This is a genomic window from Marinobacter sp. DY40_1A1, from assembly GCF_016597815.1.
In the GTDB taxonomy this organism is placed as follows: domain Bacteria; phylum Pseudomonadota; class Gammaproteobacteria; order Pseudomonadales; family Oleiphilaceae; genus Marinobacter; species Marinobacter xiaoshiensis.
The window spans coordinates 39,471-51,197 of sequence record NZ_VCHA01000007.1 but is presented as its reverse complement, the minus strand read 5'-3'; the positions used below and the strand labels follow the sequence as shown (position 1 = coordinate 51,197).

13 protein-coding genes are annotated in these 11,727 nt (G+C 55.6%); 10 read left to right on the top strand and 3 right to left on the bottom strand.

Annotation, left to right across the window (positions count from 1 at the left end):
* Positions 1-9: 9 nt before the first annotated feature.
* Positions 10-378 (top strand): PilZ domain-containing protein, encoded by a 369-nt coding sequence (locus tag FFI61_RS16335; RefSeq protein WP_200371761.1) that lies wholly within the window; start codon positions 10-12, stop codon positions 376-378.
* A 162-nt stretch (positions 379-540) separates the two neighbouring features.
* Here the strand turns inward: FFI61_RS16335 and radA are convergent, their stop codons facing one another.
* Complete coding sequence (radA, locus tag FFI61_RS16330) at positions 541-1,917, bottom strand: DNA repair protein RadA (protein WP_200371760.1); 1,377 nt, start codon at positions 1,915-1,917, stop codon at positions 541-543.
* A complete protein-coding gene (ettA, locus tag FFI61_RS16325) occupies positions 1,917-3,578 on the bottom strand; it encodes an energy-dependent translational throttle protein EttA (protein WP_200371759.1) in 1,662 nt (553 codons plus the stop codon). Before ettA ends, radA begins: the two co-directional genes overlap by 1 nt.
* Positions 3,579-3,882: 304 nt before the next feature.
* Between ettA and glyA the strand changes: the two genes are divergently transcribed.
* The 8 genes from glyA (at position 3,883) to FFI61_RS16285 (ending at position 10,513) form a co-directional block, all read left to right on the top strand.
* Positions 3,883-5,136: a serine hydroxymethyltransferase gene (gene glyA, locus FFI61_RS16320; protein ID WP_200204832.1), complete on the top strand. Its 1,254-nt coding sequence runs from the start codon at positions 3,883-3,885 to the stop codon at positions 5,134-5,136.
* Positions 5,137-5,206: 70 nt separating this feature from the next.
* The gene (gene nrdR / locus FFI61_RS16315) at positions 5,207-5,725 is read left to right on the top strand and encodes a transcriptional regulator NrdR (RefSeq protein ID WP_200204831.1); all 519 of its coding nucleotides are present in this window, start codon (positions 5,207-5,209) and stop codon (positions 5,723-5,725) included.
* A complete protein-coding gene (gene ribD, locus FFI61_RS16310) occupies positions 5,722-6,837 on the top strand; it encodes a bifunctional diaminohydroxyphosphoribosylaminopyrimidine deaminase/5-amino-6-(5-phosphoribosylamino)uracil reductase RibD (RefSeq protein WP_200204830.1) in 1,116 nt (371 codons plus the stop codon). The genes nrdR and ribD overlap by 4 nt, the downstream gene beginning before the upstream one ends.
* A 76-nt stretch (positions 6,838-6,913) precedes the next feature.
* Positions 6,914-8,029, top strand: a complete 1,116-nt coding sequence (ribBA, locus tag FFI61_RS16305; protein WP_200204829.1) for a bifunctional 3,4-dihydroxy-2-butanone-4-phosphate synthase/GTP cyclohydrolase II — start codon at positions 6,914-6,916, stop codon at positions 8,027-8,029.
* Positions 8,030-8,076: 47 nt separating this feature from the next.
* Entirely contained in the window at positions 8,077-8,553 is a 477-nt protein-coding gene (gene ribE / locus FFI61_RS16300) for a 6,7-dimethyl-8-ribityllumazine synthase (protein ID WP_200204828.1), read from the top strand.
* Positions 8,553-9,029, top strand: coding sequence for a transcription antitermination factor NusB (gene nusB, locus FFI61_RS16295; RefSeq protein ID WP_200204827.1), 477 nt, complete (start codon positions 8,553-8,555; stop codon positions 9,027-9,029). Before ribE ends, nusB begins: the two co-directional genes overlap by 1 nt.
* 3 nt (positions 9,030-9,032) lie before the next feature.
* Positions 9,033-9,989 carry a thiamine-phosphate kinase gene (gene thiL / locus FFI61_RS16290; protein ID WP_200371758.1) on the top strand — a complete coding sequence of 319 codons (957 nt, stop codon included), beginning with the start codon at positions 9,033-9,035 and terminating at the stop codon, positions 9,987-9,989.
* A complete protein-coding gene (locus FFI61_RS16285) occupies positions 9,986-10,513 on the top strand; it encodes a phosphatidylglycerophosphatase A (protein ID WP_200204825.1) in 528 nt (175 codons plus the stop codon). Before thiL ends, FFI61_RS16285 begins: the two co-directional genes overlap by 4 nt.
* 45 nt (positions 10,514-10,558) lie before the next feature.
* Here the strand turns inward: FFI61_RS16285 and FFI61_RS16280 are convergent, their stop codons facing one another.
* Positions 10,559-10,762, bottom strand: coding sequence for a DUF6316 family protein (locus FFI61_RS16280; protein ID WP_200371757.1), 204 nt, complete (start codon positions 10,760-10,762; stop codon positions 10,559-10,561).
* Positions 10,763-11,011: 249 nt separating this feature from the next.
* Between FFI61_RS16280 and FFI61_RS16275 the strand changes: the two genes are divergently transcribed.
* On the top strand, positions 11,012-11,704 hold the full coding sequence (locus tag FFI61_RS16275) for a DUF2057 family protein (RefSeq protein WP_200204824.1): 693 nt from the start codon (positions 11,012-11,014) through the stop codon (positions 11,702-11,704).
* The last annotated feature ends 23 nt before the right edge of the window (positions 11,705-11,727 follow it).

The window sequence follows — 11,727 nt, the reverse complement described above, 5'->3', positions numbered from 1 at the left end:
AGCTGTCCCTTGCCCACCAAAGCGCCTGATAAACGGAAGTTCCACCGCATAAGCTTTGATGCCCCGTGCGAACTTCACGCCCTCGAAAGCCTGTGGACAACCGAGGTGCTGGATATCTCCCTGAAAGGGGTTCTGGTTAAACGACCACAAGGGTGGGATGTGCCCTTGAACCAACCCTGCGAGGTGGTTATTCATCTTGACGGGGAGAAGGTGGGGATTGTTATGGCGGTTGAGCTAAAACACATCGAGTCCCACAGGCTGGGCTTCAAATGTCAGTACATAGATTTGGAAAGCGCGACTCATCTGAGGCGTCTTGTTGAATTAAATCTGGGGGATCAGGTTCTTCTTGAGAGGGAGTTAGCTCACTTGATCGACTAGATTGATCTGGAGGTGGTGCATCTGTGTCTGCAGGCGGGGTTAGGCTTTACCGTCCAAAAATGTCGTAGGCCAGGGACGGCCGAAGACAAGCGCACATGGATGTGCTCGTAGCGGTTTTTGGACGGTAAAGCCTAACCCTGCCGTAAACTCCGAAGATCGAGATCAAAGCTCCTCAAGAGCTGTAATAGCCTCACTAAGCTTGGTCACTGGAATCACCTTCATACCCGAAATAGTCTTGCGGGGCGCATTGGCTTTGGGTACCAAGGCACGAGTAAACCCATGCTTCGCGGCCTCATTAATCCGCTCCTGACCACTGGGCACCGGCCGAATCTCCCCCGACAACCCAACCTCCCCAAAAATCACCAAATCCTGCGGCAAAGCCCGATCACGAAACGAAGACACAATGGCAGCGAGCAACGCCAAATCCGCACTGGTCTCATTCACCTTCACGCCACCCACCACGTTCACAAATACATCCTGATCCGATACATGCAAGCCGCCATGCCGGTGCAAAACAGCAAGAAGCATCGCAAGGCGATTCTGATCCAGACCAACCGCCACACGCCTCGGGTATCCACCCTGAGCCATATCAACCAACGCCTGAATCTCCACCAGCATCGGCCGGGTGCCTTCCCACACCACCATGACCACACTGCCAGGCGCGGCCTCTTCACCGCGGTTCAGGAAAATCGCACTGGGGTTTTTAACTTCCTTCAGGCCCTGCTCAAGCATGGCAAACACGCCCAGCTCATTCACGGCGCCAAAACGATTCTTGATGCCTCGCAGCGTCCGGTAACGGCTGTCACTGGAACCTTCCAGCAGGATAGAGCAGTCAATCATATGCTCCAGAACCTTGGGTCCAGCCAGGCTGCCATCCTTGGTAACATGACCCACAAGGAACAGAATAGTGCCCGTTTGCTTGGCAAAACGGGTCAGAAATGCAGCGCTTTCACGAACCTGAGAAACAGAGCCGGGAGCAGATTCAATATCTGCAACATGCATCACCTGAATACTGTCCACCACCAGAATTCGTGGTTTCTCAGCTTCAGCCACCTGAATCAGTCGCTCGACACTGGTCTCAGAGAGCATTTTCAAATCTTTGGTGGGCAAACCAAGGCGCTTGGCTCGCATAGCCACCTGTTGCAGGGACTCCTCGCCGGTCACGTACAGTGCCGGAACGCTGGCGGCCAAGTGACACACTGCCTGAAGCAGCAGAGTACTCTTGCCGGCACCAGGGTGGCCGCCCATTAGCACAGCAGAGCCTTCTACAAGCCCGCCGCCTAAAACCCGGTCGAACTCCTGCATGCCAGTACTGATGCGTTCCTGCTCGGCAAGGCTAACGTCATCCAGGCTCTGGACGGCCGAGAGGCTGCCGGCGAAACCTTCAAAGCGAACCCCGCGAGCGCCTTTGGTATTACTGCTAACGCCACGAACTTCACTGACAGTGTTCCAGGTTTGGCAGGACGTACACTGACCCTGCCATTTGGAATAGTCTGCACCGCACTCGGTGCAGACATAAGCGGTTTTGGCTTTTGCCATCAGGCCAGCTTCTTGTACTTCATGCGCTGGGGCACCATGGCGGAATCCCCTTTACGCTTCTTGTGGTCTTCGTCGTATTCGGCGAAGTTACCCTCGAAGTACACCACCTCACCATCATCCTCAAACGCCAGAATGTGCGTGGCTACACGGTCAAGGAACCAGCGGTCGTGAGAAATAACCATGGCTGAGCCAGGGAAACTCAGCAGGGCTTCTTCCAGGGCACGCAGGGTTTCTACATCCAGGTCGTTGGTAGGTTCGTCCAGCAGCAATACGTTGCCGCCTTCCTTCAGCAGCTTGGCCAGGTGCAAGCGGTTACGCTCACCACCCGACAAATCGCCCACGCGCTTCTGCTGATCCGAGCCCTTGAAGTTAAAGCGGCCGGCATAGGCTCTCGAAGGGGTTTCATAGTTGCCTACTTTAATCATGTCCTGCCCGTCACTGAGCAGCTCCCACACGGTTTTCGAGCCATCCAGATCGCGGCTTTGGTCTACATAGGCCAGCTTTACCGTTTCGCCCACGGTAATACTGCCCGAGGTCGGCTCGTCCTGGCCGGCGATCATGCGGAACAGGGTGGATTTACCCGCACCGTTACCACCGATAATGCCCACAATAGCGCCTGGCGGCACAGTGAAGGACACATCTTCGTAGAGCAAGCGGTCACCAAAGGCTTTACTGATACCTTCCACTTCGATGACCTTATCGCCCAAGCGGGGGCCGGGTGGAATGTAGATTTCGTTGGTTTCGTTACGCTTCTGGAACTCCTGAGAGCTCATTTCCTCGAAGCGGGCAAGGCGGGCCTTGCTCTTGGACTGGCGGCCTTTTGCGTTGCTGCGCACCCATTCCAGTTCCTGCTTCATGGCTTTCTGATGTGAGGCTTCCTGTTTGGCTTCGGTGCTCAAACGCTGCTGCTTGTTCTCAAGCCACTGGCTGTAGTTGCCTTCAAACGGGATGCCCTGGCCCCGGTCGAGTTCCAGAATCCAGCCAGCCACGTTATCAAGGAAGTAGCGGTCGTGAGTGATGGCAACCACAGTGCCTTCATAGTCGTGCAGGAAGCGCTCCAGCCAGGCTACGGACTCTGCGTCCAGGTGGTTGGTGGGCTCGTCGAGCAGCAGCATGTCCGGGCCGGAGAGGAGCAAGCGGCATAGAGCCACACGGCGGCGTTCACCACCCGAAAGGTTCTTTACCGGCTGGTCCCAGGCGGGTAGGCGCAGGGCGTCTGCCGCAACTTCCATTTTGCGTTCGATGTCATGGCCGTCGGTGGCCTGAATCAGTGCTTCCAGTTGGCCCTGCTTCTTGGCCAGAGCGTCGAAATCCGCATCCGGCTCAGCATAGGCTGCATAAACCTTGTCCAGTTCGGCAAGTGCGTCATGAACTTCAGAAACTGCCTCGTCGACAATCTCTTTCACGGTTTTGGTATCGTCCAGTTCCGGCTCCTGAGGCAGGTAGCCCACCTTGATGCCGGGCTGGGGGCGGGCTTCACCGATGTAATCCTGGTCCACACCCGCCATAATGCGTAGGAGGGTGGATTTACCAGAACCGTTCAGGCCGAGTACGCCAATCTTGGCGCCCGGGAAGAAGCTCAGGGAAATATCCTTGAGGATTTCGCGCTTGGGCGGAACCACCTTGCCAACGCGATTCATGCTGTAAACGTACTGAGCCATAAAGGCATTACCCTCTTTTCAAACAGGATGTGGCAGGTTTCGGAGGCGCTTTTCGCTGTTTTTCGCTATAGCTCCATGGAACCTTGTAAACAGGAATAAATAGTTGGGTTTGTAAGGTATCGAAACAAGGGTGCTATAGCAATTTCAGGAAAACCGCCGATATCCGCATGACGGTATCTGCGCACAGCATAAAGGATGATTTCCAACCCGGTAATGGGCTAGAATAGCGGCCCGAATTTTAAGGGATTCCGGAGGCATTCCCAAGACCCTCCGGGCCAGTCAAGCACACAGGGGCAGCGCACCGATGTTTAATCGTGATATGAAGATCGCCGGTTTCGACGACGAACTCTGGAACGCCATGCAGGCGGAAAGCAAGCGTCAGGAGGCTCATATTGAGCTGATTGCATCAGAGAACTACACCAGCCCCAGGGTTATGGAAGCACAGGGTAGTGATCTGACCAACAAATACGCCGAGGGTTATCCCGGCAAGCGCTACTACGGTGGCTGCGAGTTTGTTGATATTGCTGAGCAGTTGGCGATCGATCGCGCCAAGGAACTGTTCGGCGCCGCTTATGCCAACGTGCAGCCACATTCTGGTTCCCAAGCCAACTCTGCCGTTTTCATGGCGTTGGTTGAACCGGGTGATACGGTTCTGGGTATGAGTCTTGCGCATGGCGGCCATCTTACCCACGGCGCCAGCGTTAACTTTTCCGGCAAGATCTACAATGCTGTGCAGTATGGTATCAACACAGATACTGGCTTGATTGATTACGACGAGCTGGAAGCTATGGCCGTTGAGCACAAGCCGAAGATGATCATTGCCGGCTTCTCCGCCTATTCGCAGGAACTGGATTTCGCCCGCTTCCGCGCCATTGCTGACAAGGTTGGTGCTTACCTGTTCGTGGATATGGCCCATGTGGCCGGTCTGGTTGCGGCGGGCGTGTATCCCGATCCGATGCCCCACGCACACGTGGTAACTACCACAACTCACAAAACTTTGCGTGGACCCCGTGGCGGCCTGATTCTGGCCTGCGACGACGAAGCTCTGCACAAGAAGCTGAACTCTGCTGTTTTCCCGGGCGGCCAGGGTGGCCCTCTGATGCACGTGATTGCCGCCAAGGCAATTTGCTTCAAAGAAGCCATGAGCGACGAGTTCAAAGCCTATCAGCAGCAAGTGGTCAAGAATGCGTCAGCCATGGCGAACGTGTTTGTTGATCGTGGCTACGATGTGGTTTCCGGCGGTACCATGAACCATCTGTTCCTGGTGAGCCTGATCAAGCAGGACATCACCGGTAAAGATGCCGACGCCGCCCTGGGTCGTGCGCACATTACCGTCAACAAGAACGCGGTTCCCAACGATCCACGCTCGCCGTTTGTGACCTCTGGCCTGCGCATGGGTACGCCCGCGATCACTACCCGTGGTTTTGGTGTGGCTGAATGCCGTGAGCTTGCAGGATGGATCTGCGATATCCTTGATAATCTGGAAGACGAAGCTGTTAGCAGCCGTGTTCGCGGACAGGTTGAAGCCCTGTGTGCGCGCTTCCCGGTATACAGCTAAACGTCTGGTAAGACCTGCCGGGCAGGGTGCGTAAACATCGCACCTCCCGGTCCCTCTCCGGAGTACCGTTATGCATTGTCCTTTCTGTGGTGAAGCAGATACCAAAGTTATTGACTCGCGTCTTGTGACCGAGGGTGATCAGGTGCGCCGCCGCAGAGAGTGTCTTTCCTGCCATGAGCGCTTCACCACGTTTGAGTCCGCCGAGTTGGTCATGCCACGGGTGGTCAAGCAGGATGGTATTCGTCAGCCTTTCGATGAAGAAAAGCTGCGCTCCGGAATAATGAAAGCGTTGGAAAAACGCCCGGTGAGCATTGAGCAAATTGATGCTGCACTGAATCGCATTCGCTATCGCCTGAGAGCGACCGGCGAGCGTGAGGTAAAGTCCATGCAGTTGGGTGAGGAAGTGATGACAGAGCTGCGTCAGCTCGACAAAGTGGCCTACGTAAGGTTTGCCTCTGTTTATCGCAGCTTCCAGGATATCAACGAATTTAAAGAAGAAATCGAGCGGCTTTCGGCAACTAACGGCGAAACTGCGGTTGATGTTGCAAAAGTCCTGGTGGGCAAGCAGCCCCCGGAAAGAAAGAAATGACGGAGCTTCGGGACCGGTCCATGATGGCTCGAGCCGTGCAGCTTGCGTGGCGGGGCCGCTATTCAACGCACCCCAACCCTCGGGTTGGCTGCGTGATAGCCCGTGGCGACAGGATTTTGGGCGAGAGCTGGCATGAACGGGCCGGCGAAGCCCATGCGGAAACACGGGCATTGAGCCAGGCTGGCACGGATGCCCGTGGCGCTACAGCCTATGTCACTCTGGAGCCATGCAGTCATTTTGGGCGCACACCGCCCTGCGCCCGAGCGCTGATTGATGCGGGCATATCCCGTGTGTTTGCAGCCACGCAAGATCCGAATCCGTCGGTCTCCGGAAGGGGGCTCGACATGCTCCGCGAAGCCGGTATCAGGGTTCATGTAGGGCTGCTGGCAGAAGAAGCGGCGCGCCTGAATCGTGGCTTTATGAAACGCATGAATACGGGGCGCCCCTGGGTCAGGCTTAAAATGGCTTCCAGCCTCGATGGCCGCACTGCCATGGCGTCCGGAGAGAGTCAATGGATTACCGGTAGCGAAGCCCGTCGCGATGTACAGCGGCTCCGTGCCGAGAGCGATGCAATTCTAACCGGTGTTGGTACCGTGCTCGCGGACGACCCTTCTTTGACCGTTCGCCGTGAAGAACTCGGGGATATTGGCGCTGCTACCGAGCCCTCGCGGCAACCATTGCGTGTGATTGCAGACAGGGACGCCAGAACGCCTCCCTCCGCAACCATTTTGCGGGGCGGAAAGGTTCAGGTTTTTTGCGCATCTTCGACGCTGACAACCGCACCGGCGCAGGATCTTGCCGCACTGGGAATTCGCCTGAAGGGCGTCGCATGGAAGGATAATGGTATTGATGTCTCCGAGCTTTTGGATTCGCTGGGGGAAATGGGCATTAATGAATTGTTGGTTGAAGCTGGGCCGACGTTGGCAGGCACATTTATCAACGAACAGCTAGTAGACGAGCTCTGGCTTTATCAGGCACCAGTTTTTCTGGGAAGCAACGGTCGACCGACGGCGCATCTTCCGCTTGAGACGATGGCAGACAAGATCGAATGGACCGTACAAGACAGGCGACAGGTTGGAGAAGACCAGCGTCTGATCCTGGTTCGCCGCTAAGCGATTAAATTCACGGTGCGCACCATGGCTGCTTCTGAAAAGTGGCAATGGGCGCATTGAAAGGGTGCAAAACAGTATGGCACTGAACAGCGTTGAAGAAATCATAGAAGACATCCGCCAGGGCAAGATGGTTATCCTGATGGACGATGAAGATCGGGAAAACGAAGGTGATCTGGTGATGGCAGCCGAACACTGTACCGCCGAAGACATCAACTTCATGGCACGTTTTGGTCGCGGTCTTATCTGCATGCCTATGACACGGGATCGTTGTGAGCAGCTGGGCTTGCCATTGATGGTTCAGCAGAATGCGTCAGGTTTCGGCACCAAGTTTACCTTGTCTATTGAAGCGGCCACCGGCGTAACCACCGGTATTTCAGCGGCGGACCGTGCACGTACGGTTCAAGCGGCAGTGGCTCGCAATGCCAAGGCGTCAGACCTGGTTCAGCCCGGGCATATCTTTCCGCTGATGTCTGATCCTGGCGGAGTGCTTAGTCGCGCAGGTCACACGGAAGCCTCCTGTGATCTGGCCGCCCTTGCAGGTAGTGAGCCCGCAGGTGTCATTTGTGAAATCATGAACGATGATGGCTCCATGGCGCGTCGGGAAGACCTTGAACGTTTTGCCGAAGAGCATAACCTCAAGATTGGCACCATTGCTGACCTGATTCACTACCGCACGACGCACGAGCGCACGGTCGAGTGCATTGAAGAGAACTTGCTCGATACCGAGTACGGTGTGTTCAAGCTGCGCACTTACCGGGATATTATTCAGGGCTCCACGCACTTGGCTATGATTTACGGAGAGATTCCGGCAGATGAGCCTGTGCACGTACGAGTTCATATTACCGACACGCTCAGGGATTTGCTGGGTGCGCGCCGCAAGGATTCCCGCAGCTGGCCGTTGCACCATGCGCTTGAGAAAGTGGCCGCTGAAGGCAGCGGCGTTGTAGTCCTGCTCAACAGTGCAGAGGACAGCTACAACCTTGAAGACCGAATCCAGGAATTCTTTGACCAGGGGCAAGGCCCCGCTGGCAAGGGCAGCTCCGGTGTGTATTTCACCGTGGGTACAGGCTCTCAGATTCTGCGGGATCTGGGTGTAAGCAAAATGCGCTTGCTTAGCCCGCCCGTAAAATACTCGGCGATTTCCGGATTTGATCTGGAAGTGGTTGAGTACATACCCTACACCCCGGAATGATAAACCTGGTTGCAGCATAGTGGCTGCAACCCGAGAAGGAGCCACCAATGGCGGATATCAAAGTAATTGAAGGTGATTTTACCCAGTGCACTGGGCGTTATGCGCTGGTGGTTGGTCGTTTTAACAGTTTTGTTGTGGAAAGCCTGGTAGAGGGTGCTATCGACACCTTGCGCCGCCACGGCATTCCCGACAGCGACATCACCATTGTGCGGGTGCCAGGTGCCTATGAAATGCCACTGGCCGTCAAGCGTGTGGCAGAAACTGGTGGCTACAGTGCCATTATTGCACTGGGCGCCGTTATACGTGGCGGTACGCCGCACTTTGAGTATGTGGCTGGTGAAGCGTCCAGTGGCATTGGGGCAGTGAGTCTGGAAACAGACGTGCCGGTTACCTTTGGTGTGCTGACTGTAGATTCAATCGAGCAGGCCATTGAGCGTTCCGGTACCAAGGCTGGTAACAAGGGCGCCGAGGCGGCTATCACAGCGCTGGAAATGGTTAGCCTGTTCAACAAGCTGGGTGAGTAATGAGCGATATTGACAGTACGACACCCCGCCCGGCGCCGTCAGGCCAGCCAAAAGCTGGCGATCGTCGCCGTGCCCGGATTCTGGCAATGCAGGGGCTTTACCAGCGCCACTTTACCAAGAGTCCGATTACGGATATTGAAGCGGAGTTCATGGTCGATAACGACATGACCAAGGTTGATTCCTTGTATTTCCGTGATGTTCTGCGAGGCGTTCACCGTGAACAGGCCGAGTTGGACAAGCTGATTGAACCGTTCCTTGATCGCCCGCTACTTGAGGTGGATCCTGTGGAGCTTGCCATTGTGCGGGTGGGTGCCTATGAGCTTCGCCACAGGGTTGATGTACCCTACAAGGTCGTTATCAATGAGGGTATCGAGCTGGCGAAGCGATTCGGGGGCACGGAAGGGCACAAGTTTGTTAACAGTGTGCTTGATAAGCTGGGCCGTCGTTTGCGTCTTGCCGAGACCCGCTCACGCTAACCGATGGGTGAATTTGAGCTGATCCGGCAGTATTTCATGCCGTTAGCGCGTCTGCACGGTTCTCGCTCTGTTCTGCTGGGGCCGGGCGACGACTGTGCAATTCAAAGTATTCCTCCCGGCTCTGATCTGGTTTTTTCTATCGACACCTTGGTTGAAGGTGTGCACTTTCCCATTGGCTATCGCCCGGATTTTCTTGGTTGGAGGGCGCTTGCAGTTGCTGCGAGTGACCTGGCCGCCATGGGTGCCGAGCCTGCCTGCTTTACCCTTGCACTGACACTCCCTGAAGTCGACGAACCCTGGTTGCGGGGCTTCGCCGGCGGGCTCGGTCGTGCGGCCGAATCCTTCGGTTTGGTGCTTGCCGGAGGGGATACAACTCGCGGCCCACTCGCATTGAGCCTGCAAGTACATGGTTTGGTGGAGCAGGGGCTGGCCATCCGGCGTGCCGGAGCCAGTGTTGGCGACCTGGTTGTAGTGTCTGGCACACTGGGCGATGCAGGGGCAGCCCTGGATTATCTTGATGCCCTCAGTCCTTCGGAAGACGAACAGTGCGTGTTGGAGCAATACCATCATCCGCAACCGAGGCTGAAATTAGGCATAGCCCTGAGAGGTCTCGCTACGGCTGCCATTGATGTCTCTGATGGGTTGCTTGCGGATCTCAATCATATTCTCGAATCGTCCGGTGTAGGCGCAAATATAGTGCGGGCCCAGGTGCCAGTGTCGCTGGCGCTTGCTCGCCTGAAGGGCGACGCAGCCGTGGATTATGCGCTGAACTCCGGCGATGATTACGAACTATGCGCGACCATCCCGGAGGCAACTTGGGCAACTGCGCCTGAGGCGCTGAAGCAGCATTTCACGGTAGTTGGTGCGATTGAGCCTGCCCCAGGCTTGCGCCTCGACGGTATTGATGTGGCTTCGGGCTCAGAAGCGACAGGTTTTGACCATTTCAGGAGAAGAGCATGAACCAGGAAGATCAGTGGCCGGATCCAGATATACCGCAGGCTATTTTGCCGCCGGGTTTTCTGAAAGATCCCGTGCACCTTTTAGCTTTCGGCTTTGGCAGCGGTGCAGCCCCAAGGGCGCCGGGAACCTGGGGAAGCCTCGCCGCCATTCCACTGTGGTACTGCTTTGCATGGATGCCACCGGCTGCTTACTGGCTTGTTGTTGCACTTGCATTTGTGGCCGGTATCTGGATATGTGGCAAAACTGCTGCGGATCTGAAAGTGCACGACCATGGCGGTATCGTGTGGGATGAGTTTGTAGGGATGTGGATAGCTCTGGGGCTGTTTCCGGAGCACGTTTACGGTGTATTACTGGCGTTTCTGGTTTTCAGGTTGTTCGATGTTTTGAAACCGTGGCCAATCAACTGGCTGGATGAACGGTTGCCAGGAGGGTTGGGTATCATGGTGGACGATGTCGTCGCTGCAGTCATGGCACTTCTTTGCCTGCTCGCAATCGACACCTGGCTGATGCCATTCATCCAATAGAAGAGGCATTTGGGCCCGGCTTGGGTGGCAGGCCCGCAACAGACCCTAATGCACCTGCGACTCTTCCGGAAGCAGCTTGACCACATGAAGAAAGCGCTTCAGCCCGATTTCAGCGCGCTCCCTTGATGCGAAGGGGCCGCTGTCAAAGCCCTCCCTGGTCGTGAAGTACCATTTATTTCCGACGCAAAAGTACCGACTGCTGCGAAAGGGGATGTGCCTGTCTTCTCCTGATCTGACCTGGGTGTTCATGGCCGGCTCCGGTGCCTGACTTCTGATTTTGTGTGTCGGGCGCAGTGTGATTGATGATGTTCTGTTTAAAATTAAACCAATTTGGGGCAAATTCAACAATTATTAACAATTAAATTGAAGTTGCCATGGCCGGTCTGCCTGCTGCGCATGTTTGCGCATTTGGTTGCGCTTGGTAGTCTTGATGTTCAAAATGCGCCATAGCAGGTCGCACCCTCGCACCGGGCTTCCTCTTACCCTCAAGGAGATAACATGAGTATGGTTCACATTTTACGTGTTGCAAGGTTGGAGATGCGCTGTCTGAACCGGTGGTCGCAGATGTGCCGGTTTGTGTTTGCATCGTTGTTGCTGACAACTCTGGTTGGTTGCTCAATGGCAGTAACCAAGCTCGAAACCTGGGAGGGTGAGCCCGCAGGTGCAGAGAATGCAGCAGTCTTGAAGGCGCCGGGTGTTATTCACGTTAGCCAGGTTAACGGGCGCGAGATGAAGAGTTATTTGATGGACGACCTGGCATTGGATTATGCACTGCTGCCGGGTGAAAACGAGGTAGTGTTCACCTACAAAACCATTTGGGCCAAATCCGGTGTTGTGGATAACGGTGAGTCAAAGGTCCACGTGATTGAAAGCAAGCCGCAAGTCGTGCGCTTTGAAGCAAGCCCTGATGCCATATACCAGTTTGAGTTCTCCAAGCCGGAATCCCGCAAGCAGGCCGAAAAAGAGATGCCTGAGTTTTCCGCAGCGATTGTAGGCGCTGAAGGCGCAGCGCTTGCTTACTCCACAAACTGGTCACCCGCCGATAGCCCCCGCGCAGATCGGGCTCCAATGCTTTCAGATGGGAATGCTGTCGCTGATGATGGCGTGGATGCACTTAGCCGTCTCAAGTCGGTCTGGGAAACCGCGAGCGATGAAGACAAAAAGGCATTTCTGCGCTGGGCCTTTGAGTAAGAACCCAGCGTTAATATTGCTCG